Here is a 22,138-nt window from a genome sequence, read left to right as displayed (position 1 = left end):
GTCAGGTCGGTCATTTCCGTCCCGTCAGGCACCTCGGTTGCCTGGTGGCAACGGTCTCCGGCCAGGTTCGCGGTCCGGCCGGGTGTGTCGTCCGGTGACGCTGGTTGTTGGCGGGCCCGGGGGCTTGGTGGCGTCGGCTGTGTGGCCGTGTTGGGCGTCGGCGTCCGGTCGGGTCGGTTTTTCCGTGTCGTCGGTCACGCCGGTCACGCCGGTTGTCCGGCTGCCCCGGCTGCCCCGGCTGTCCGGTCCCGTCGGCCCTCGGCCAGTTGGCCACCCCGGCGGTCTGGTGGCGTCGCCCGCCTGGCGTGCCTGGCCGGATTGGCCCTCGGCCCGTTTGGCCAGGTCGGTCTTCCCGTCCCGCCGGTCCCTCGGTCACGCCGGTTGTCCGGCCGTCCGGTCTGCCTGGTCATGACCGGCCCCCGGTCAGCCCGCCACCTCCGCCACCCCCTCCGCCCCGGCCGGGGGCGACCCGGGGGTCACAGTTCCGCCAGGAGTTCCGCCTTCTTGGTGGAGAACTCCTCGTCGGTGACCAGCCCGGCCTGGTGCAGTTCGCCGAGGTGGCGGATGCGTTCGGCGATGTCGGCGGGGTCGCGCCGGGCCGGGGCCGGTATCGCGGGCACCGGCCCCCGGGTGCGGACGGCGGCCAGCACCGCCGCGGCGAACGGCAGCGACTCGTGCACCGGGCCGTAGCCCAGCCCGAAGACGACGGCAGCCGGATCCTGGTCGGGCTGCGCGGGCGCCGCAGGGCCGGCCGCCCGCCGGAGAAGCCGCAGGTGTCCCTCGAAGACCTCCGGCGAGCGCCACTCCACCCCGCTCAGCTCGGCCACCGCGAAGCTCTGGTCGCCGGCCTTCCACTTCGTCGAGGACGCCCCCGTCCAGGACCAGCGGAACTGCACGGACGTCCCGTCGAAGGAGGCCTTGCCGTCGTAGGCCTTGAACTGGAGGGGCGCCCCGGGCGCCGCGACCAGGTGCCGGTCGGCGGGGCCGGACTCGGTGAGCAGCCCCTTCAGCTCGTCGGCGTAGTACTCCGCGAGGGTCTCCCGCTCGGCCGGCAGCACCAGCCGGTACGGGTCGGAGCCCTCCTTCAGCTGCCCGTCGGCCGCCTCCATCAGCGGATCGGCGCCGGCGCGCGGCACCAGGCGCAGGACGACCGTCCCGCGCCGGCCCGGGGCGAGGGTCACGCCCTCGACCGCCGCCAGCGGGATCCGGCGCTCGCCCAGCGCCTGCCACAGCTTCGGTGTTCGAATCCCCCGTTCGTAACGGATGAGCACGGAGTCGGACTCGAACTCCCAGACGGCATGAAATCCCGCCAGTACGTCACCCATGCGGCTCATCGTATGCGGCACGTGTCCCTCCGTCGCCACCTTCGCGGACCGCACTTCCTGCTGTTTCTACGCGCGTTGGGCCGTCGGCGCACCGGACAGACCGGACCGGCACGCATCGTCCTCCCGTGCGCACGTCACCTCGTCGTACGCGCCCACCCCGACGTCGGCGAGATTGCGCAGGCTGTCCGTGCCCGGCTGGAAATAACCGCTGTGTCCCTCGGCGTCCCGGGCCGACAGCACCCGCGCCCCGAACCCCGGGGACACCGGGTCGGCGCCATGGCCGAGACCGCCCAGCTCCAGATAGGGCACATCGCGCACCCAGTCGCTGGCGTCCCGCATGGCCCACACCCGGGCCGTCGTGCCGAGACCGGCGGCGCTGGCCGCGCGCATGCCGGGACTCGCGGCCACCGCCAGGTCGGCGACCCGGCGGGGCATGCCGCGTGCGGCGACCCCGCAGAGCACCGAGCCGTAGCTGTGGCAGAACATCGACACCGGGGCCCGGCCGGGCAAAGCGCGCAGCAGCGCGTTCAGCCGTACGGCGCCCTCCTCGGCGCGCCGCCCGGTGGCCGCGTCCACCCCGAGCCCGTCGGGAGAGGTGTAGTCGGCCCAGGCGATCACGGCCGTACGGGCCGAGGGGCGTGCCGCGCGCTCGGCCGCGTACAGCGCCTTGGCCATGCCGACCGGGGCGCTGTAGGGACGGCTCGTGCGCTGGAAGGTGAGCAGGTCGGTGTCGACGCCGGGGACGACGACCGAGATCCGCCGGGCGGCGGCGAGGTCGCCGAACACCTCGGCGACCCGGCCGGAGCCCTCGGGGTCGAAGGCCAGGATCTGCCGGCCCGCGCTCAGCAGGGACTCGTAGCGGTGCATCCGCCGGCCCGCGTCCTGCTGGCCCGCGGTGCTGAGCCGGCCGTCGTGCATGCGGGAGCGCTCGGTCCGGCGGGCCCGCTCCAGCGCGAGGTGGTTGGCCCGGTAGCGCAGAGGGACCGGGGCGCCGTTCATGTTGCCGACCGCGAGCGGATAGCGGCGGGCCAGCCGGTCGCGGTCGCCCGGGGTGAGCGAGCCGAAGAAGCGCGCGAGCCGGGCGGGGGCGGCGTCGGGGTCGGGCAGCCGGAGACCGTGGAGGTGTCCGTGCCGCCATTCGGCGAGCGAGGCCGCGAGCGCCGACGACTCCCGGTGGGTGCGCAGGGCGGTCCAGCCGGTGGTCGCGAGCATCACGAACACCACGGCCAGCGCCAGCAGGGCGCGCCAGATGCTGAGCTGCGGGGAGGTGTCGAAAGAAGTCACTGGGAGGACACACTAGGAGAGCGGGCGGGTCTCGGGGTAACCGAGTGACAGGCATCACGTTTCGGCGGCGGTGGTCATGGGGTCGGCGCTCTGCCAACGATCTCAGGTGGTCCGCCAGTTTCCGGTCAGCGCCGAACCCACCTGATCGAGGTACGACATGGTGAGCGTCCGGATCAGCTCGGGCCCGGAGTCCTCGCCGGTGCACCACTGCCGTTCGGTGACCCGCATCACCCCGCCGAACACGGCCACCGCCAGCCGGGGCCGGGGGTCGGTGTCCACGTCGACGCCCTCCCGCTCGGCCAGCACCCGCGCGAGGGCCTCCTCCGTCGTGGCCAGCCGGCGCAGCCGGGCGGCGAGCAGCGCGGGCTCGGCCTCGATCGTCCGGTACATGCTCAGGTGCAGCTCGACCGGCACGACCGACTCGACGGTCTCGCGCATCTCGTCCCAGCTCTCCAGGAACGCCTGCCGCAGGGCCCGCATCGGCGCCTCGTGCGGCGGACGCGTCCGTACGGCGGCCACGAACGCGGCCTCCGCCATGTCCTGCACCGCGAAGGCGACATCCTCCTTGCCCGCGAAGTAACGGAAGAAGGTGCGCTGGGAGACGTCGACGGCCTCGGCGATCTCGTCGACGGTCGTGCGCTCGTACCCCTGCGTGGTGAACAGTTCCAGGGCGGCCCGCAGCAGCGATTCCCGTGTACGCCGCTTCTTGCGCTCGCGCAGCGTCTCCATGGCCACTCTCCTGGTGAACGAGGGCGGACCGTCGGTCCGGCCCGGCCTGTGACCCCCCATTTTTCGTGTCAGTAACCGACTAGTGAATTGGTTTGTCAACTGTCAGCGGCTGTCACTAATCTGAGTGTATGACTAGTCAGACCACCATCGACGCGACGGGTCCGGGGGACGAAGCGCCGGCCGCCCCGTCCGGGCCGCGCACGGGCCTGCGCGGCCACCCGTGGCTCACGCTGATCACCGTCGCTGTAGGGGTCATGATGGTGGCCCTCGACGGCACCATCGTGGCCATCGCCAACCCGGCCATCGGCAAGGACCTGCACGCCAGCTGGGCGCAGCTGCAGTGGATCACCAACGCCTACTTCCTGGCGCTCGCGGTCTCCCTGATCACGGCGGGCAAGCTGGGCGACCGCTTCGGCCACCGGCAGACCTTCCTCATCGGCGTCACCGGCTTCGCCGCCGCCTCCGGTGCCATCGGACTGTCGGACAGCATCGCCGCGGTCGTCACCTTCCGCGTCTTCCAGGGCCTGTTCGGCGCGCTGCTGATGCCGGCCGCGCTCGGCCTGCTGCGGGCGACCTTCCCGGCCGAGAAGCTCAACATGGCCATCGGCATCTGGGGCATGGTCATCGGCGCCTCCACCGCCGGCGGCCCGATCCTCGGCGGTGTCCTCGTCGAGCACGTCAACTGGCAGTCGGTGTTCTTCATCAACGTGCCGGTCGGCGCCCTCGCCCTGCTGCTCGGCCTGCTCATCCTGCTCGACCACCGCGCCGAGAACGCTCCGCGCTCCTTCGACGTGCTCGGCATCGCCCTGCTCTCGGGCGCGATGTTCTGCCTGGTCTGGGCCCTGATCAAGGCTCCGGCCTGGGGCTGGGGCGACGGCAGGACCTGGCTGTTCCTCATCGCCTCGGTCGTCGGCTTCGTCCTGTTCGCCGTCTGGGAGAAGCGGGTGCGGGAGCCGCTGATCCCGCTGGCGCTGTTCCGCTCGGTGCCGCTGTCCGCGGGCGTCGTCCTGATGGTCCTGATGGCCATCGCGTTCATGGGCGGTCTGTTCTTCGTCACCTTCTACCTGCAGAACGTCCACGGCATGAGCCCGATCGACGCGGGCCTGCACCTGCTGCCGCTGACCGGCATGATGATCGTCGGCTCGCCGCTGGCCGGCGCCCTCATCACCAAGGCCGGACCGCGGATCCCGCTGGCGGGCGGCATGGCCGTCACCGCGATCGCCATGTACGGCATGTCCACGCTGGAGGAGAACACCGGCAGCGGTCTGATGTCCGTCTGGTTCGCACTGCTCGGCCTCGGCCTGGCGCCGGTCATGGTCGGCGCCACGGAGGTCATCGTCGGCAACGCCCCGATGGAGCTGTCCGGTGTCGCGGGCGGTCTCCAGCAGGCGGCGATGCAGATCGGCGGCAGCCTCGGCACGGCCGTGCTGGGCGCGGTGATGGCCTCCAAGGTCGACCACACCCTCGCGGACAACTGGGCGGACGCCGGGCTGCCGAAGCTTCCCCCGCAGCAGCTGCACCAGGCGGCCGAGGCGGTCCAGCAGGGAGTCGCTCCGGTGACCGAGAACACCCCGGCCCCCATAGCCGCGAAGATCACCGAGGTGGCCCACCACACCTTCATCGACGGCATGAGCCTCGCCTCCCTCGTGGCGGCGGGCGTGGCCGCGGTCGCCGTCCTCGTCGCGCTGCTCACCAAGCGCGGCACGAACGCGGAGGCGGGTGCGGGCGTGGGCCACATCTGACGGCCCACCCGGCGGAGTTCGCCTATCCGGGTGACTCCGCTCAAGATCGCTGGCTCCCGGCGCGCGCCGCAGGTCACAGTGGGTCAACTCCTCCGCAGCGCATAGGAGGACCACGGGGCCGCGGCGCGCGCTGTCGGAGGGGGACAGCGCGCCGGGTCTGCTCCGGCGGAACCGGGGTACCCGCACCGTGAAGCCGAACTGTCCATATGCCTCAGGGAGTTGATGATGGCAGGCTTCGGGCACGGAACACGCGGGTACCCCCGGTCGCGTAGCCGGACGTGGCAACGCACCGGGCCGGACCGCGCGACGCTCGGGATCATCGGCGCGATCTGCGCGGTGGCCGGATTCTTCGCGCTGGGGATCGTCCTCGGTCCCGTCGCGATCTTCTGCGGCTGGCAGGCCATGGGCCGCAGCTGGTCCGGCGAACGCAATGTGCCGGCGCTGGTGGCCCTGATCCTGGGCGCGATCGACACCCTGCTCGCCGTCATCGCCCTCGCGGGCGCGGCGACCTGGGGCAACGGGCTCCTCTAGCGGGCCTGCGGCCCGTTGCCGGGCGTGGGTGAGCCGTGGCTGATCGCGCGGCTCCCCGCGCCCCTTCGGTGTTCCGCCTCCGCCAGCCGGGCCACCTCGGCGCGCAGCGCCCGCACCTCCTCGGTCAGGGCGGCGATCGCCTCCGTCTGCCGCCGCTCCTCCACGTCGTCCTTCTCGAACCGCGAGATGAACCACGCGGCGATGTTCGCGGTGACGACACCGAGCAGGGCGATGCCGGACAGCATCAGCCCGACCGCGATCATCCGCCCGAGCCCCGTCGTCGGCGCGTGATCGCCGTACCCCACGGTCGTCATCGTCGTGAACGACCACCACACGGCGTCACCCAGCGTCCGGATGTTCCCGTGCGGTGACTCGCGTTCCACGGACAGCACCGCCAGCGAGCCGAACATCAACAGCCCGATCACGGCCCCGACGACATACGTGGTCAGCCGGATCTGCGGAGCCATCCGCGCCCGCCGGCCCACCAGCAGCAGCGTCGACACCAGCCGCAGCAGCCGCAGCGGCTGCAGGACCGGCAGCACCACCGCGCACAGGTCGAGCCAGTGCCGCCGGACGAACCGCTTCCGGTGCGGGGCGAGCGCCAGCCGGACCAGATAGTCCAGGGCGAACGCCCCCCACACCGCCCACTCGACCCCCGTGCACGCGGCGGTCAGCGGGCGCCCGGCGGACGCGTCCACGATCGGCACCGCGTAAGCGACGGCGAAGGCCACCGCGAGCCCCAGCAACGGCCGTTCGGTGTACCGCTCCCACCGCGCCTGCGCGGACAATTCCTCCATGCCCGCATCGTAAAGAAACGGTAAGGCGGGCGCCCCCGAAGGGGCGCGGGGAACCGCGCGCTCGCGCCCCACCGGCCCGCGGACGACCCACGGCCCCTCGCGCCCCGCCACCCCTGCCGGCCGGAGCCGAGCGCAACGGCTACGCGTCGCCCCCGGCCGGTCCCGGATCCGCCGCCGAGACGTCCAGCAGCTGGTACCGGTCGACGGCCTGCTTCAGCACGGACCGGTCGACCTTCCCCTCCCGCGCCAGCTCCGTCAGCACCGCCACCACGACGGACTGCGCGTCGATGTGGAAGAAGCGGCGCGCGGCGCCCCGGGTGTCGGCGAAGCCGAACCCGTCGGCGCCCAGGGACTGGTACGGGCCGGGCACCCAGCGCGCGATCTGGTCCGGAACGGACCGCATCCAGTCGGACACGGCCACGAACGGACCCTCGGCACCACCGAGCTTGCGGGTCACGAACGGCACCCGCTGCTCCTCCTCCGGGTGCAGCAGGTTGTGCCGCTCGCAGTCCACGGCCTCGCGGCGCAGCTCGTTCCAGGACGTCGCGGACCACACGTCCGCGCGGACGTTCCACTCCTCGGCGAGGATCCGCTGCGCCTCGAGGGCCCAGGGGACCGCCACGCCGGACGCCATGATCTGCGCCGGGATCGCCCCGCCGGTGGCCTCGCCGATCTTGTGGATGCCCTTGACGATGCCCTCGACGTCCACGTTCGGGGGCTCGGCCGGGTGCTGGATCGGCTCGTTGTAGACGGTGAGGTAGTAGAAGACGTCCTCGCCGTGCGGGTGCTCGGGCGAGCCGCCGTACATCCGGCGCAGGCCCTCCTGGACGATGTGCGCGATCTCGTAGGCGTACGCCGGGTCGTAGGCCACGCACGCCGGGTTCGTGGACGCCAGCAGCTGGGAGTGGCCGTCCGCGTGCTGGAGTCCCTCGCCGGTCAGGGTCGTACGGCCGGCGGTCGCACCCAGGACGAAACCGCGCGCCAGCTGGTCGGCCATCTGCCAGAACTGGTCACCGGTGCGCTGGAAACCGAACATCGAGTAGAAGACGTACACCGGGATCAGCGGCTCGCCGTGTGTGGCGTACGCCGAGCCCGCGGCCATCAGGGAGGCCGTGCAGCCCGCCTCGGAGATGCCGTCGTGCAGCATCTGGCCGGTCGGCGACTCCTTGTAGGCGAGCAGCAGCTCGCGGTCCACCGACTCGTACTGCTGGCCCAACGGGTTGTAGATCTTCGCGTTCGGGAAGAAGGAATCCATGCCGAACGTGCGGTACTCGTCCGGTGCGATCAGCACGAACCGCCTGCCGATCTCCTTGTCCCGCATCAGGTCCTTCAGAAGCCGGACGAAGGCCATGGTCGTCGCGATGGACTGCTGGCCCGAGCCCTTCTTCACGGTCGCGTACGCCTTGTCGTCCGGCAGGGCGAGCGGCTGCGAGCGCACGACGCGCGTCGGGACGTAGCCGCCGAGGGACCGGCGGCGGTCGTGCATGTACTGGATCTCCTCCGAGTCCGGGCCCGGGTGGTAGTACGGCGGCAGGCCGGACTCCAGCTCCTTGTCGGAGATCGGCAGGTGCAGCCGGTCCCGGAAGCGCTTGAGGTCGTCGACCGTCAGCTTCTTCATCTGGTGGGTGGCGTTGCGGCCCTCGAAGTTCGGGCCCAGCGTCCAGCCCTTGACCGTCTTGGCCAGGATGACCGTCGGCTGGCCCTCGTGCTCCTTGGCCGCCTTGAACGCGGCGTAGATCTTGCGGTGGTCGTGCCCGCCGCGGCCCAGGTGCAGGATCTGGTCGTCGGTCATGTTCTCGACCATCGCGCGCAGCCGGTGGTCGTCGCCGAAGAAGTGCTCGCGGATGTAGGCGCCGGACTCGGTGGCGTACGTCTGGAACTGGCCGTCCGGGGTCGTGTTCATCTTGTTGACGAGGATGCCGTCCCGGTCCTGCGCGAGCAGCGGGTCCCAGGAGCGGTCCCAGATCAGCTTGATCACGTTCCAGCCGGCGCCCCGGAAGACCGACTCCAGCTCCTGGATGATCTTGCCGTTGCCGCGCACCGGGCCGTCGAGGCGCTGGAGGTTGCAGTTGACCACGAAGGTCAGGTTGTCCAGGCCCTCACGGGCGGCCAGGGTGAGCTGGCCGAGCGACTCCGGCTCGTCCATCTCGCCGTCGCCGAGGAACGCCCACACGTGCGATCGCGAGGTGTCCGCGATGCCGCGCGCCTGCATGTAGCGGTTCATCCGCGCCTGGTAGATCGCCGAGAGCGGGCCGAGGCCCATGGAGACCGTCGGGAACTCCCAGAAGTCCGGCATCGAGCGCGGGTGCGGATAGCTGGACAGGCCGTTCGGGTACTTCGACTTCTCCTGGCGGAAGCCGTCGAGCTGTTCGTCGGTGAGCCGGTCGAGCAGGTACGCGCGGGCGTAGATGCCGGGGGAGGCGTGGCCCTGGAAGAAGACCTGGTCACCGCCGTCGCCCTCGTCCTTGCCGCGGAAGAAGTGGTTGAAGCCGACGTCGTAGAGCGAGGCGGAGGAGGCGAAGGTGGCGATGTGGCCGCCGACGCCGATCCCCGGACGCTGCGCACGTGAGACCATGACGGCGGCGTTCCAGCGGGTGGCGTTCAGGATCCTGCGCTCGATCTCCTCGTTGCCGGGGAAGAACGGCTCGCTCTTGGTGGGGATCGTGTTCACGTAGTCCGTGCTGCGCATCTCGGGCACGGCCACGCGCCTCTCGCGGGCCCGCTCGATCAGGCGCAGCATGAGATAGCGGGCCCGCTCCCGGCCGCGCTCGTCGACGGCGGCGTCCAGGGAGTCGAGCCATTCCTGGGTCTCTTCGGGATCGAAGTCAGGAACCTGACTCGGAAGGCCGCCAATGATGATCGGGTTTCGATCGGATCCGGAAGCCACGCTGTTCCTTACCTGTCGGAGGGCGAGTACTCGTTAACACCTGCCTGCACCGTTCCCCATCGTGTACCTGGGGAACGCGTACGTCATCTCCACGGTCGTCTCCGCCGGCGCACCACCGGTCAAAACGCAACGATACGCCCGGGGTGTGACGTGCTTGGCAAAATTGTTCGAGCGACGTAAGCCAGGATGATTCCGAACGGGGCAAACCGGGCACACCGGCGTGATGTGGGTGGGGGAAAAGCGCGATACGGTGCCAGGAGTTGCGACGACACGGCCGGGATCGTCACCGTTTCGACGGTCCCGACGGCCGGGTACTTGCGCGATCCGCCCCGCCCGTGTGGACTACGGCCAATGCTTCGCGCACGCGCGTGGCTGAGATACTCAACAAAGACATGATCAGGAGGCAACCCGTGAGCGCGACCGCGGACCACGCGGAGGAGCGGACGAACCCTGCCGCCAGGCTGGGGTTCCAGCCCGGGCAGGTGGTCCAGGAGATCGGCTACGACGACGACGTCGATCAGGAGCTCCGCGAGGCCATCGAGGAGGTCACCGGGACTGACCTCGTGGACGAGGACTACGACGACGTGGCCGACGCCGTTGTGCTGTGGTTCCGTGACGACGACGGCGACCTGACGGATGCGCTGGTGGATGCCACCACGTACATCGAAGAGGGCGGCGCCATCCTGCTCTTCACGCCGAAGACCGGCCGTGACGGGTATGTGGAACCGAGCGACATCCAGGACGCCGCCACGACGGCCGGCCTGACGGCGTCGAAGAGCGTCAGCGTCGGCAAGGACTGGAGCGGCTCGCGCCTGGCGACGCCCAAGGCCGCCAAGTCCAAGCGGTGACCGTCTGAGCCGGCCGCCGGCCGGCCGGGCCCGAAGGCCCGGCCGGCCGGCGTCACCCCCCTCGGTGACCGCTGCGTAGGGTGGACCCGAGCGCCGGTGTGCGCTCATGCGTCACTCCCACCCGAACAGCCCACCGAAGGGATGCACGACGATGGCGATCCAGGTCGGCGACAAGGCACCCGACTTCGAGCTCAAGGACAACCACGGCCGCAGCGTGAAGCTCTCGGACTTCCGCGGCGAGAAGAACGTGGTCCTGCTCTTCTACCCCTTCGCCTTCACCGGTGTGTGCACCGGCGAGCTGTGCGAGCTGCGTGACAACCTGCCGAAGTTCACGGACCGCGACACCCAGCTGCTCGCCGTCTCCAACGACTCCATCCACACCCTGCGCGTCTTCGCCGAGCAGGAGGGCCTGGAGTACCCGCTGCTGAGCGACTTCTGGCCGCACGGCAACGTCTCGCGCGCGTACGGCGTCTTCGACGAGGACAAGGGCTGCGCCGTCCGGGGCACCTTCATCATCGACAAGGAGGGCGTCGTGCGGTGGACCGTGGTCAACGGCCTGCCGGACGCCCGTGACCTCGGCGAGTACGTGAAGGCGCTCGACACTCTGTGAGCCGGGCGGGCCGACACCTGGGTTTCCTCGGCCCAAGGTCTGCGGGGGGCGGGAACCCGTCACTAGGATCGGCACGTTGATCCCATATCCGAAGCACGACGGGGCTCCCCGCCCCTGAACACCACATGGAGGACCCGTGGGAGTCAGCCTCAGCAAGGGCGGCAACGTATCGCTGACGAAGGAGGCCCCGGGCCTGACCGCGGTCATCGTCGGCCTGGGGTGGGACGTGCGGACCACGACCGGCACCGACTTCGACCTCGACGCGAGCGCGCTGCTGCTGAACAACTCCGGCAAGGTCGTCAGCGACCAGCACTTCGTCTTCTTCAACAACCTCAAGAGCCCCGACGGCTCGGTGGAGCACACCGGTGACAACCTCACCGGTGAGGGCGAGGGCGACGACGAGCAGATCAAGGTGAACCTGGCCGGCGTCCCGGCCGACGTCGACAAGATCGTGTTCCCGGTGTCGATCTACGACGCCGAGAACCGCCAGCAGTCCTTCGGCCAGGTCCGCAACGCCTTCATCCGCGTCGTCAACCAGGCCGGGGGCGCCGAGATCGCCCGCTACGACCTCAGCGAGGACGCCTCCACCGAGACGGCCATGGTCTTCGGCGAGCTGTACCGCCACGGCACGGAGTGGAAGTTCCGCGCCATCGGCCAGGGCTACGCCTCCGGGCTGCGCGGCATCGCGCAGGACTTCGGCGTCAACGTCTGATCCCGGCAGCACAACGACATCCGCAGGGTCCGGCGCCGCACCGTTCACGGGCGGCGCCGGACGCGCAGGAGACCAGGGAAGCACCCCAGGGGAGGACCAGCATGGGCGTCACGCTCGCCAAGGGAGGCAACGTCTCCCTCTCCAAGGCCGCACCGAACCTCACCAATGTCCTGATCGGCCTCGGCTGGGACGCGCGCTCCACCACCGGCGCCCCCTTCGACCTGGACGCCAGCGCGCTGCTGTGCGGCGCCGGGAACCGGGTGCTGGGCGACGACTGGTTCGTGTTCTACAACCAGCTCACGAGCCCCGACGGCTCGGTGGAGCACACCGGTGACAACCTCACCGGTGAGGGCGAGGGCGACGACGAGTCGATCCTGGTGGACCTCGCCAAGGTCCCGCTCCACTGCGAGAAGATCATCTTCCCGGTCTCCATCCATATGGCGGACGAGCGCGGCCAGACCTTCGGCCAGGTCTCCAACGCCTTCATCCGTGTGGTCAACCAGGCCGACGGCCAGGAGCTGGCCCGCTACGACCTCAGCGAGGACGCCTCCACCGAGACGGCCATGATCTTCGGCGAGCTGTACCGGTACCAGGGCGAGTGGAAGTTCCGGGCGGTCGGTCAGGGGTACGCGTCGGGCCTGCGGGGCATCGCTCTAGACTTCGGAGTCAACGTTTCGTAAAGCCGCGTACGGCGCGGGGGAGAACTCTCCTCGGAATTCGTCCGGGAGGGGCCTCAACAGATGATGGGGTAGCCAGTGCTTCTCAAAACCTTCGGATGGTCCTTCGCGATCACCGTGCTCGGTCTGATCGCGGCGGCGTTCTACGGGGGATGGACCGGCTTCGGGGTCGTGGCGATCCTGGCCATCCTGGAGATCTCGTTGTCCTTCGACAACGCGGTGGTCAACGCCGGAATCCTGAAGAAGATGAGCCCCTTCTGGCAAAAGATCTTCCTCACGGTCGGTGTGCTCATCGCCGTCTTCGGCATGCGGCTGGTCTTCCCCGTCGTCATCGTCGCCATCAGCGCCAAGATGGGCCCGATCGAGGCCGTCGACCTCGCGATCAACAACAAGGTCCGTTACGAGCAGCTGGTCACCGACGCCCACCCGGCGATCGCCGCGTTCGGTGGCATGTTCCTGCTGATGATCTTCCTGGACTTCATCTTCGAGGACCGGGACATCCAGTGGCTGCGCTGGCTCGAGCGGCCCCTGGCCAAGCTCGGCAAGGTCGACATGCTGTCGGTCTGCATCGCCCTGGTCGTCCTGCTGATCGCCTCCTTCACCGTCGCCACCCACGCCCACCAGCACGGCGGCCTCCACGCCGACAAGGCCCAGACAGTGCTGATCTCCGGCATCGCCGGCCTGATCACCTACATGATCGTCGGCGGTCTCTCCGGCTACTTCGAGGACAAGCTGGAGGAAGAGGAGGAGCGCGAGCACGAGGAGGAGGAAGAGGCGGCCCGCAGCGGCAAGAAGAAGCCCGCGATCGTGCTGGCCGGCCAGGCCGCGTTCTTCATGTTCCTCTACCTGGAGGTCCTGGATGCGTCCTTCTCCTTCGACGGCGTGATCGGCGCCTTCGCCGTCACCAACGACATCGTCCTGATGGCCCTCGGCCTCGGCATCGGCGCCATGTACGTCCGTTCGCTGACCGTCTACCTGGTCCGCCAGGGCACCCTGGACGACTACGTCTACCTGGAGCACGGCGCCCACTACGCCATCGGCGCCCTCGCCGTGGTCCTCCTGGTCACCATCCGGTACGAGATCCACGAGGTCATCACCGGCTCCATCGGTGTCGTCCTGATCCTGGCGTCCTTCTTCTCCTCCGTGCGCCGCAACCGCGCCCTGGCCGCCGCGGGCGAGGGCAGCGGCACGAAGGCCGAGGTCTCCTCCGGGGTGTGACACCCCGGCCGGTGAGGAACGCTCTGAGCGGGGCGGCCGGCACGGCCGGCCGCCCCGCCGGTGTCACGACGGGTACCTGGGGGCGGGAATGGGTTTCTTCGACGGACTGCTCGGCGGGCGCGCCGCCGACTTCGACTCGGGCAACGCGGCCACCAACGCCATCGAGCTGACCAGGCGGCACCCGACGGTGTCCCTCACCAAGCAGGGCGCGGCCACCGGAAATCTGCGCGTCAACCTCACCTGGCGGATGCGGACCTCCGACTTCGGCCCGGGCTCCCGCACCAGCCTGCTGCGCCACCCCTTCAAGGCGCTCAAGCCGCCGGAGATCCTCGGCCACGGCCAGAGCATGGTCAACGTCGACCTCGACCTCGGCTGCCTCTACGAACTCACCGACGGCACCAAGGGCGTCGTCCAGCCCCTCGGCGGCTACCTCGGCGACGTCAACGCACCGCCGTACATCAAACTCAGCGGCGACGACCGGTTCGGCTCCGGTTCCGGCGAGACGATGTACGTCAACCTCGACCACCGCGAGGACATCAAGCGGCTGCTGGTCTTCGTCTACATCTACGACCAGACGCCCGCCTTCGACCGTACGCACGCCGTCGTCACCCTGTACCCCGGCAACGGCCCCCGCATCGAGATCGGCCTGGACGAACGCCATCCCCAGGCCCGCTCCTGCGCCGTCGTCCTCCTGGAGAACATCAAGGACGAACTGATCGTCCGCCGCGAGGTCAAGTTCGTCTACGGCTTCCAGGGCGAACTGGACCGCCTCTACGGCTGGGGCCTCCAGTGGGGCAGGGGCTACAAGGCGAAGGCGTAGGGGTGAGCGGACCGCGTCCGCCTACCGCCCGATGAACTGAGGCCCCTGCGGCGGCATCCGGAAGTACCCCTCCCCCGCCGAAGCCGCCGGCACAGGCACCGGCACCGGCTGCGGATACCCGTACGCCGGAACCGCCGGCGGCAGCGGCAGGGCGGATGTAGGTGGCTCCTCCGCCGTCTCCGACTCGTCCACCGAGATGCCGAAGTCCGTCGCGAGCCCCTTCAGCCCGTTGGAGTAGCCCTCGCCCAGCGCCCGGAACTTCCAGCCCTCCCCGCGCCGGTACAGCTCACCGCAGATCAGCGCCGTCTCGGACCCGGTCTCCGGCTTGATGTCGAACCGGGCCAGCGGCTCCCCGTCGGCGGCGGAGGCGTCGTACAGCAGGATGCCCAGCCCCGGCACCTGGTCGAAGGCGACCCCGTCGGCGGAGGCGACCAGCAGGATCCGGGAGATGCCCGGCTCGACCACGGTCAGGTCTGTCCGGATCGCGTCGGTCAGTCCCTCGGCGACCCGCTTCTTGCCCAGCCGCCACACCGCCCCGGAGGGGTGCCGGGGCTGGTTGTAGAAGACGAAGTCCTCGTCGGAGCGCACACGGCCGTCGGAACCCAGCAGCAGCGCCGACACATCCACGTCCGGAACTCCCTGCCCGGGTGTCCAGCGCAGCACGGCGCGTACCGTGGTGGCCTCCAGCGGGACGTTCGACCCCTTCAGCATCGCGTGCGTCATGCGGTCATCCTGCCCTCTCGGTCCTGGTCACGACAATGCGGGGGCCGTGGTGCCGGCATGGGGGAGTTACCGGGAATTCATGCCCACTGGGAACCTCCGACATGGGTCCCTACGTACTATTACCGGCCACCCTTTACCGAACCCAGAGGTTTGGCCGCAGTCCAAAGGGAGTCCTATGCGTCATTTCGGGCACATCGCCCCCGAGGTGCGGAAGCGCCTCTTCCATCAGGAGCCGTGCGCGTTCACCGCCGACTCCCCGGCCCGCCTGCTCTCCGCGGCCCTCGGTGCCACGCTGTACAGCCCGGCGACCCGGCCCCGGCTCGCGGACGACATCGTCAAGCAGGCCGGCAGCGGCGTGGTCTCGATGGTGCTGTGCCTGGAGGACTCGATCGACGACGCGGACGTGGGGGCGGGCGAGGAGAACCTCGTCCGGCAGTTCGCCGACCTCGCCGCCCGGCCCGGGGCGGAGCCGCCGCTGCTGTTCATCCGGGTGCGCACCCCCGAGCAGATACCGGACCTGGTCCGCCGTCTCGGCCCGGCCGGGCGCCTGCTGTCCGGGTTCGTGCTGCCCAAGTTCACCGGGGAACGCGGCATCCCCTTCCTGGAGGCCGTCGCGGCGGCCGAGCACGCCGGCGGCCGGCGGCTGTTCGCCATGCCGGTCCTGGAGTCGCCCGAGCTGCTGTACCGCGAGTCGCGCATGGAGACGCTGGAGGGGATCTTCCGCGCGGTCGACAAGTACCGGAACCGGGTGCTGGCCCTGCGCCTCGGCGTCACCGACTTCTGCTCCTCCTACGGCCTGCGCCGCGCCCCGGACATGACCGCCTACGACGTCCAGATAGTCGCCTCCGTGATCGCCGACGTCGTGAACATGCTCGGCCGGGCCGACGGCACCGGGTTCACCGTCACCGGCCCCGTCTGGGAGTACTTCCGCGCCTCCGAGCGCATGTTCAAGCCGCAGCTGAGGCAGAGTCCCTTCCTCGAGGTGCAGGCTTCGGAACTGCGCGAGCGGCTGATCGCCCACGCCATGGACGGCCTGCTCCGGGAGATCTCCCTCGACCAGGCCAACGGTCTCCTCGGCAAGACCTGCATCCACCCCTCGCACGTCCTGCCCGTGCACGCGCTCTCCGTGGTCAGTCACGAGGAGTTCAGTGACGCCCAGGACATCCTGCGGCCGGAGCGCGGCGGCGGGGGTGTACTGCGGTCGGCCTACACGAACAAGATGAACGAGGTGAAGCCGCACCGCGCCTGGGCCGAGCGGACCCTGCTGCGCGCCGAGGCGTTCGGCGTGGCCCACGAGGACGTCGGTTTCGTGGAACTGCTCGCCGCCGGCATACCCGGCTGAACCTCTCTCCCTCCGACCAAGGAACGCATGAAGAACGCAGTGAACGACGGGGTCTGGTCCGGCAGCTGGGTCGCCGAGCGGCTCGGTGTCGGGCTCGTGGGCGACGACGGGCTGCCGGCCCTGCTCGGGCTCGCGCTGCGCCGCAACCCCAAGCGGGCCCACCTGCTCGTCTCGAACGTCCTCGGCAAACACGTCCCGCAGTCGCCGTCCGTGGTCCACGACCATGGGCTGCGCCTGGGCCGCCGGGTCGCCGCGCTGCTCGGTGCCGAGGCGCCGGACGCGGTGGTCCTCGGGTACGCGGAGACCGCGACCGGGCTGGGACACTCCGTGGCGGACGGGCTCGGCTCCGTGCCGTACCTGCACTCCACGCGGCGGCCGGTGCGCGGGGTCGCCCCGGCGGGCGGGTTCGAGGAGGCGCACTCCCACGCCACGTCGCACCTGCTGCTTCCCGAGGATCCCGGGCTGCTGTCCGGGCGGGGGCCGCTGGTGCTGGTGGACGACGAGTTCTCCACCGGCAACACGGTGCTGAACACCATCCGTGACCTGCACCAGCGGTATCCGCGGCAGCGGTACGTGGTGGTCGCCCTGGTGGACATGCGGTCGGCCGATGACACGGCCCGGCTGGAACGATTCGCCGGGGAGATCGGGGCACGGGTGGACGTGGTCGCGCTCGCCTCCGGCGTCGTGGAACTGCCGGAGGGGGTGCTGGAGAAGGGGCGGCGGCTGGTCGCGGAACGCGAGGCGCGGCACGAGGTCCCGCCCCGCGCCGCGCACGGGGTGCCTCAGCCGGGCCACGTCGCGAGAGTCGACCTGCACTGGCCCCCCGGCCTCCCCGACGGCGGCCGGCACGGGTTCACCCCCGCCCACCGCGCCCGGCTCGAAGCCGCGCTCCCCGGCCTGGCCGCCCGGCTGCGGGACGCCCTGCCCGCCGGCGCGCGGCGGGTGCTCGTGCTCGGCTCCGAGGAGCTGATGTACGTCCCGCTGCGGCTGGCCCGGGAGCTGGAGGGCGGTACGGACGCCGAGGTGCGGTTCTCCACCACCACCCGGTCGCCCGTGCTCGTGGTCGACGACCCGGGGTACGCGATCCGCAGCCGCCTGGTCTTCCCGGCCCACGACGACCCGGCGGACGGTCCCGGCGAGCGCTACGCCTACAACGTGGCCGGAGCCGGCTTCGACGCCGTCGTGGCCGTGGTCGACTCCGTCGCCGACACCCCCGCCCTGCACGCGCCGGACGGCCTGCTGGCCCGGCTCGCCGAGCAGGTTCCGCACGTCCTGCTCGCGGTCGTGCCGTCGTACGTCCCGCACGTTCCCGAAAGGCCGCCCGTGCTGCCCGAGCCCCTGCGTGGTCCCGCGTTCTCCTCGTACGCCCCGGAAGAGGTCGGCTGGCTGCTCCAGGACCTGTCCGACGTGGCGCTGGAGGCGCCGACCGAGGAGCGGGAGGAGGCCGTCCAGAGCGGCGGCGCGCACTACGCCGAGTCGCTGCCGGTGGAGTACCAGCCCAGCGAGCGCTACCAGGAGCTGTTCCACGCCGCCCTGGACGCGTCGGCGGCCCGGCTGGCGCAGGCGGTCGGCGTGGTCACCGACCTGGTGACCGCCGAGCGGTCGCCCCGCCCGGTGCTGGTCTCCCTGGCCCGCGCGGGCACCCCGGTGGGCATCCTGATGCGCCGCTGGGCGCGGTTCCGGCACGGACTGGACCTGCCGCACTACGCCGTGTCGATCGTGCGCGGCCGGGGCATCGACGCCAACGCGCTGCGCTGGCTGGCCGCCCACCACGACCCCCGGGATGTCGTCTTCGTCGACGGCTGGACCGGCAAGGGCGCCATCACCCGCGAACTCGCGCAGGCCCTGGAGGAGTTCGGGCGGAAGGAGGGCGTCACCGGGTTCGACCCGGAGATCGCCGTCCTCGCCGACCCCGGCTCCTGCGTGCGGACGTACGGCACCCGGGACGACTTCCTCATCCCCTCCGCCTGCCTCAACTCCACGGTGTCCGGGCTGATATCGCGCACGGTGCTGCGCGCGGACCTGGTCGGCCCGGACGACTACCACGGCGCGAAGTTCTACCGCGAACTGGCCGCCGCCGACGTCTCCGTGGCCTTCCTCGACGCCGTCTCCGCCCGGTTCGAGGAGGTCGCCCCCACCGTGACCGGCGCGGTCAGGGAACTGCTCGCCACCGACCGCACCCCGACCTGGGCGGGCTGGCGGGCGGTCGAGCGGATCTGCGAGGAGTACGGCATCCAGGACGTGAACCTCGTCAAGCCGGGTGTCGGCGAGACCACCCGGGTGCTGCTGCGCCGGGTGCCGTGGAAGATCCTGGCCCGCGCGGGCGCCGGCGCCGACCTGGCCCACGTACGCCTCCTCGCCGAGCAGCGGGGCGTACCGGTGGAGGAGGTCGCCGGGCTGCCGTACAGCTGCGTCGGGCTGATCCACCCCAAGTACACACGCGGTGCCACGGGTGCCGACGGAAGGGCGGTGCACGTCTGATGCCGGTGCTGGTGGCGAGCGACCTCGACCGCACGCTGATCTACTCCTCGGCGGCCCTCGCGCTGACCATGCCGGACGCCCGGGCGCCCCGGCTGCTGTGCGTGGAGGTGCACGAGGCCAGGCCGCTGTCCTACATGACGGAGACGGCGGCCGGGCTGCTGGCGGACCTCGGTGACGCGGCCGTGTTCGTGCCGTCGACGACCCGGACCCGCAAGCAGTACCAGCGGATCAACCTGCCGGGCCCGCCGCCCCGGTACGCGATCTGCGCCAACGGAGGCCATCTGCTGGTCGACGGGGTCACCGACGCCGACTGGCACGCGCGGGTGCTGGCGCGGCTCACCGACGAGTGCGCGCCGCTGGAGGAGGTCCGCGAGCATCTGCTGCGCTCGGCGGACCCGGTGTGGGTGCGCAGGCACCGGGTCGCCGAGGACCTGTTCGCCTACCTGGTGGTGGAGCGCGAACTGCTGCCCGAGGACTGGGTGAAGGAGCTGGCGGTGTGGGCGGAGAACCGGGGCTGGACGGTCTCGCTCCAGGGCCGCAAGATCTACGCCGTGCCCAAGCCGCTCACCAAGGGCGCGGCCGTCCGCGAGGTCGCCCGCCGCACCGGCGCGGAGCCGGTCCTGGCCGCGGGCGACTCCCTGCTGGACGCCGACCTCCTCCTGGCGGCCGATCGGGGCTGGCGCCCGGGCCACGGCGAACTGGCGGACACCGACTGGACGGCCCCCCAGGTCACCGCGCTGCCGGAACGGGGGGTACTGGCGGGGGAGCGGATCCTGCGGGAGTTCCTGAGAACGGCCCGGTGTCCCGAGGCGGGCTAACCGCAGCAGCCTCCGCCACAGCACCCGCCGCCCCCGGCCCGGGGCGCGGGCGCCGGCGCACCGGAGACGCCCCCCACGGCCACCGTCGACAGAAGCTTCACGGTGTCGTCATGTCCCGCGGGGCATGACGCGGGGTCGGCGGACTCCGCCATAGGACGGTTCAGTTCGAACGTGTCGCCGCAGCTCCGGCAGCGGTACTCGTAACGAGGCATGGGCCCAGGTTAGCCGTCAGGGGGGAGCGGGGGGCAGCTCAAAGTTCCATGAGTGTTGTCATCCGTGCGGCATATGTGCAGGGCATTCGAAAACGTTACTGATAATTTGTGAACGCCGTGGCGAGGATGCTCAGCTCACCCGCGCGAGCGAGACCGAGTGCGGAGGGAGACGCAGGCGTGACCGATGCGTCGCAGGGGGAGGACGGCCCCATGGGGGGCGGCCGTGGCGAAAGGCCGCCGGCGGCCGACGAGACCCTGCATCTGAGAGTCGACGCCCTCCGGGCTGACGAAACGATGCGGCTGCGTCTCCCCGCACCCCCGAAGGACCCCGCCCCGGCCGGTGGCCGGGCCGAGCGCCGGCGCGGCACGCGCGCCGCCGCCCGGGAGCGCCCGGGGAGCCGCCTGCTCGGCCCGCTCGCCCCGTACGCGCGCCGGACCGTCCCCTTCCTGCGCCGCCTCAAGCCCGTCTACCCGCGCCCGGGCCGTACCGGCTGGCGCCGCTGGATACCCTCCTGGCGCCAGTGGACCGGCACCGTCCTGGCCTCCTTCGGCCTGCTCGGCGCCTTCCTGGTCACCGCGTACGCGATGACGGACATACCGAGCGACATCAACGCGTACGCCACCCAGCAGGACAACGTCTACTTCTGGTCCGACGGCACGCCCATGGCCCGTACGGGCTGGGTGCAGCGGCAGGCGATGCCGCTGGAGGACATTCCGCAGGACGTGCGCTGGGCGGTGCTCGCGGCGGAGAACGAGAGCTTCTACTCGGACCCGGGCATATCGTTCAAAGGCATCAGCCGGGCCCTGTTCCGCACGGTGGGCGAGGGGGACACCGAGGGCGGTTCCACCATTACCCAGCAGTATGTGAAAAACGTTTACCTGACCCAGAACCAGACGGTCAGCCGTAAATTCACCGAGGCGATGATCGCCCTCAAGCTCGACAACAAGATGAGCAAGGACGAGATCCTCGAGGGCTATCTCAACACCAGCTGGTTCGGCCGCGGCACCTACGGCATCCAGCGCGCCGCCCAGGCCTACTACGGCAAGGACGTCGACAAGCTCAACGTCTCCGAGGCGGCGATGCTCGCCTCGCTGCTCAAGGGCGCCGGCCTGTACGACCCCACGCTCGGCAAGGCCAACCACGCGCGGGCGGTGGAGCGCTGGTCGTGGATCCTGGACCGGATGGTCAAGATCGGCAAGCTGTCGAAGCAGGAGCGGGCGAAGTACACGACGTTCCCCGAGCCGCTGAGGACCAACCCGCTGTACGACACCGGCGAGCAGAGCGACTACCTGGTGGAGCTGGCGTCGCAGTACGCCAAGAAGGCCGGGCACCTGACGGACAAGCAGTTCGACCTGGGCGGCTACCAGATCTACACGACCTTCGACCGCAAGCGGGAGAAGGCCCTCACCGACGCCGTCACCAAGGCCCGCCAGAAGGCGGCGGACGACACTCCCGAGGCGGCGGAGGACGGGCACTACGGCGCCGCCTCGGTGGCCGCGGACGGCAGGGTCCTCGCCGTCTACGGCGGCCCGGACCACCGCAGGCAGGGCTACAACGAGTCCAACGCCACCACGGTCCCGGCCGGCACCGCGTTCCTGCCGTTCGTCTACGCCGCCGGACTCGAACACGGTGTGCACAAGACGCGCAGCGGCCCCGCCACCCCCGTCGGCCCGGACAGCGTCTACGACGGCGACGACGGCGTGCCCGTGACCACGCCCGAGGGGCCGTACTGGGACCGCAGCGGCAAGAAGGTCGCCGCGCACAACGACGGCGGGAAGTCGTACGGGAAGATCACCCTGCGGGAGGCGCTCGCCAAGTCGGTGAACACCCCGTTCATGCAGCTCGGCATGGACACCGGACTGGACAAGGTGCGCGACACCGCCGTGGCGTCCGGGCTGCTGCGCTCCAGCATGGGCCCCCAGGTGCCCGGTCTTTCGCTGGGCACCTCCACGCCCAGCGCGATCCGGATGGCGAGCGGTTACGCCACCTTCGCCGCGGGCGGCAACCACACCGAGCCGTACTCGGTGAGCCGGATCACCCGCAACGGCGCCCCGGTCGCGCTGAACACCCCGCGCCCGCGGCGGGCGGTCGGCGCCGGGGTGGCCGAGCAGGTCACCGACGCGCTCACCGACTCCTTCCGCACCGCCCACCCCGACGCGGCGGCCGGCCGGTCCGGGGTGGCCGGAAAGGCCGGCGGCACCGACAAGGACACCGCCGCCTGGTACGTCGGCACGGCCGACTCCGTGTCCACCGCGATCGTCGTCTACCGGATCGACCTGGCCAGATCCCTGGAGCCACTGCCGCTCAAGGGCCTGGCCGGGCCCGCCCGCAGCGTCCCGTACGCCCTCTGGTCGGCCGCGACGGGCCTCGGCTGAGCAGGG

At 70.9% G+C, this 22,138-nt stretch carries 19 protein-coding genes; 12 read left to right on the top strand and 7 right to left on the bottom strand.

The features are described 5' to 3' along the window. Positions 1-476: 476 nt before the first annotated feature. From AB0E62_RS14690 to AB0E62_RS14680, 3 genes are all read right to left on the bottom strand, one after another. The gene (locus tag AB0E62_RS14690; RefSeq protein WP_362192340.1) at positions 477-1,325 is read right to left on the bottom strand and encodes a DUF4429 domain-containing protein; all 849 of its coding nucleotides are present in this window, start codon (positions 1,323-1,325) and stop codon (positions 477-479) included. A 66-nt stretch (positions 1,326-1,391) separates the two neighbouring features. After that, a complete protein-coding gene (locus AB0E62_RS14685) occupies positions 1,392-2,609 on the bottom strand; it encodes an alpha/beta hydrolase (protein ID WP_362192338.1) in 1,218 nt (405 codons plus the stop codon). 102 nt (positions 2,610-2,711) lie between these two features. Next, a complete protein-coding gene (locus AB0E62_RS14680; RefSeq protein WP_362192336.1) occupies positions 2,712-3,338 on the bottom strand; it encodes a TetR family transcriptional regulator in 627 nt (208 codons plus the stop codon). Between the two features lie 128 nt (positions 3,339-3,466). On the opposite strand from AB0E62_RS14680, the gene AB0E62_RS14675 reads away from it, so the two are divergent. Beyond that, positions 3,467-5,080, top strand: coding sequence for an MFS transporter (locus AB0E62_RS14675; RefSeq protein WP_362192334.1), 1,614 nt, complete (start codon positions 3,467-3,469; stop codon positions 5,078-5,080). A gap of 225 nt (positions 5,081-5,305) precedes the next feature. Continuing rightward, positions 5,306-5,611, top strand: a complete 306-nt coding sequence (locus AB0E62_RS14670; RefSeq protein WP_362192332.1) for a small hydrophobic protein — start codon at positions 5,306-5,308, stop codon at positions 5,609-5,611. On the opposite strand, the gene AB0E62_RS14665 is transcribed toward AB0E62_RS14670, so the two are convergent. Further along, positions 5,608-6,408 (bottom strand): potassium channel family protein, encoded by an 801-nt coding sequence (locus tag AB0E62_RS14665; protein WP_362192330.1) that lies wholly within the window; start codon positions 6,406-6,408, stop codon positions 5,608-5,610. The two genes, AB0E62_RS14670 and AB0E62_RS14665, sit on opposite strands and share 4 nt — an antisense overlap. Positions 6,409-6,547: 139 nt before the next feature. Further along, on the bottom strand, positions 6,548-9,295 hold the full coding sequence (aceE, locus tag AB0E62_RS14660; RefSeq protein WP_362192328.1) for a pyruvate dehydrogenase (acetyl-transferring), homodimeric type: 2,748 nt from the start codon (positions 9,293-9,295) through the stop codon (positions 6,548-6,550). A gap of 410 nt (positions 9,296-9,705) precedes the next feature. Here aceE and AB0E62_RS14655 point away from each other — a divergent pair, with 410 nt between their 5' ends. From AB0E62_RS14655 to AB0E62_RS14630, 6 genes are all read left to right on the top strand, one after another. Next, positions 9,706-10,143: a DUF3052 domain-containing protein gene (locus AB0E62_RS14655; RefSeq protein WP_030776836.1), complete on the top strand. Its 438-nt coding sequence runs from the start codon at positions 9,706-9,708 to the stop codon at positions 10,141-10,143. Between the two features lie 151 nt (positions 10,144-10,294). Further along, entirely contained in the window at positions 10,295-10,753 is a 459-nt protein-coding gene (locus tag AB0E62_RS14650) for a peroxiredoxin (protein ID WP_362192326.1), read from the top strand. 136 nt (positions 10,754-10,889) lie between these two features. Further along, on the top strand, positions 10,890-11,465 hold the full coding sequence (locus tag AB0E62_RS14645) for a TerD family protein (protein ID WP_030604488.1): 576 nt from the start codon (positions 10,890-10,892) through the stop codon (positions 11,463-11,465). 101 nt (positions 11,466-11,566) lie between these two features. After that, complete coding sequence (locus tag AB0E62_RS14640) at positions 11,567-12,145, top strand: TerD family protein (RefSeq protein ID WP_362192324.1); 579 nt, start codon at positions 11,567-11,569, stop codon at positions 12,143-12,145. Positions 12,146-12,220: 75 nt separating this feature from the next. Next, a complete protein-coding gene (locus AB0E62_RS14635) occupies positions 12,221-13,360 on the top strand; it encodes a DUF475 domain-containing protein (protein ID WP_362192322.1) in 1,140 nt (379 codons plus the stop codon). 88 nt (positions 13,361-13,448) lie between these two features. After that, a complete protein-coding gene (locus tag AB0E62_RS14630; protein ID WP_362192320.1) occupies positions 13,449-14,180 on the top strand; it encodes a Tellurium resistance in 732 nt (243 codons plus the stop codon). Between the two features lie 21 nt (positions 14,181-14,201). On the opposite strand, the gene AB0E62_RS14625 is transcribed toward AB0E62_RS14630, so the two are convergent. After that, complete coding sequence (locus tag AB0E62_RS14625; protein WP_362192318.1) at positions 14,202-14,903, bottom strand: TerD family protein; 702 nt, start codon at positions 14,901-14,903, stop codon at positions 14,202-14,204. Between the two features lie 175 nt (positions 14,904-15,078). Between AB0E62_RS14625 and AB0E62_RS14620 the strand changes: the two genes are divergently transcribed. From AB0E62_RS14620 to AB0E62_RS14610, 3 genes are read left to right on the top strand one after another with little or no spacing between them, the layout of a single operon-like run. Continuing rightward, a complete protein-coding gene (locus tag AB0E62_RS14620; protein ID WP_362192316.1) occupies positions 15,079-16,245 on the top strand; it encodes an HpcH/HpaI aldolase/citrate lyase family protein in 1,167 nt (388 codons plus the stop codon). Between the two features lie 27 nt (positions 16,246-16,272). Continuing rightward, on the top strand, positions 16,273-18,726 hold the full coding sequence (locus AB0E62_RS14615; protein ID WP_362192314.1) for a phosphoribosyltransferase: 2,454 nt from the start codon (positions 16,273-16,275) through the stop codon (positions 18,724-18,726). Beyond that, entirely contained in the window at positions 18,726-19,544 is an 819-nt protein-coding gene (locus AB0E62_RS14610) for an HAD family hydrolase (protein WP_362192312.1), read from the top strand. The genes AB0E62_RS14615 and AB0E62_RS14610 overlap by 1 nt, the downstream gene beginning before the upstream one ends. Here the strand turns inward: AB0E62_RS14610 and AB0E62_RS14605 are convergent. Then, a complete protein-coding gene (locus tag AB0E62_RS14605; protein ID WP_362192310.1) occupies positions 19,541-19,756 on the bottom strand; it encodes a zinc ribbon domain-containing protein in 216 nt (71 codons plus the stop codon). The genes AB0E62_RS14610 and AB0E62_RS14605 overlap by 4 nt on opposite strands. A 210-nt stretch (positions 19,757-19,966) precedes the next feature. Between AB0E62_RS14605 and AB0E62_RS14600 the strand changes: the two genes are divergently transcribed. Beyond that, complete coding sequence (locus AB0E62_RS14600) at positions 19,967-22,132, top strand: transglycosylase domain-containing protein (RefSeq protein WP_362192824.1); 2,166 nt, start codon at positions 19,967-19,969, stop codon at positions 22,130-22,132. Positions 22,133-22,138 lie beyond the last annotated feature (6 nt).

This window comes from Streptomyces sp. NPDC038707 (assembly GCF_040636485.1).
Lineage (GTDB): Bacteria > Actinomycetota > Actinomycetes > Streptomycetales > Streptomycetaceae > Streptomyces.
Note: the sequence above shows the minus strand (reverse complement) of the source record. Positions and strands in the feature narration are given on the sequence as shown.

Bases quoted from the DNA above. Each gene is read 5' to 3' on its own strand.
- AB0E62_RS14690 (WP_362192340.1), bottom strand. From the start codon at position 1,325: ATGGGTGACGTACTGGCGGGATTTCATGCCGTCTGGGAGTTCGAGTCC.
- AB0E62_RS14680 (WP_362192336.1), bottom strand. From the start codon at position 3,338: ATGGAGACGCTGCGCGAGCGCAAGAAGCGGCGTACACGGGAATCGCTG.
- AB0E62_RS14675 (WP_362192334.1), top strand. From the start codon at position 3,467: ATGACTAGTCAGACCACCATCGACGCGACGGGTCCGGGGGACGAAGCG.
- AB0E62_RS14670 (WP_362192332.1), top strand. From the start codon at position 5,306: ATGGCAGGCTTCGGGCACGGAACACGCGGGTACCCCCGGTCGCGTAGC.
- AB0E62_RS14665 (WP_362192330.1), bottom strand. From the start codon at position 6,408: ATGGAGGAATTGTCCGCGCAGGCGCGGTGGGAGCGGTACACCGAACGG.
- AB0E62_RS14650 (WP_362192326.1), top strand. From the start codon at position 10,295: ATGGCGATCCAGGTCGGCGACAAGGCACCCGACTTCGAGCTCAAGGAC.
- AB0E62_RS14640 (WP_362192324.1), top strand. From the start codon at position 11,567: ATGGGCGTCACGCTCGCCAAGGGAGGCAACGTCTCCCTCTCCAAGGCC.
- AB0E62_RS14630 (WP_362192320.1), top strand. From the start codon at position 13,449: ATGGGTTTCTTCGACGGACTGCTCGGCGGGCGCGCCGCCGACTTCGAC.
- AB0E62_RS14625 (WP_362192318.1), bottom strand. From the start codon at position 14,903: ATGACGCACGCGATGCTGAAGGGGTCGAACGTCCCGCTGGAGGCCACC.
- AB0E62_RS14620 (WP_362192316.1), top strand. From the start codon at position 15,079: ATGCGTCATTTCGGGCACATCGCCCCCGAGGTGCGGAAGCGCCTCTTC.
- AB0E62_RS14615 (WP_362192314.1), top strand. From the start codon at position 16,273: ATGAAGAACGCAGTGAACGACGGGGTCTGGTCCGGCAGCTGGGTCGCC.
- AB0E62_RS14610 (WP_362192312.1), top strand. From the start codon at position 18,726: ATGCCGGTGCTGGTGGCGAGCGACCTCGACCGCACGCTGATCTACTCC.
- AB0E62_RS14605 (WP_362192310.1), bottom strand. From the start codon at position 19,756: ATGCCTCGTTACGAGTACCGCTGCCGGAGCTGCGGCGACACGTTCGAA.
- AB0E62_RS14600 (WP_362192824.1), top strand. From the start codon at position 19,967: ATGGGGGGCGGCCGTGGCGAAAGGCCGCCGGCGGCCGACGAGACCCTG.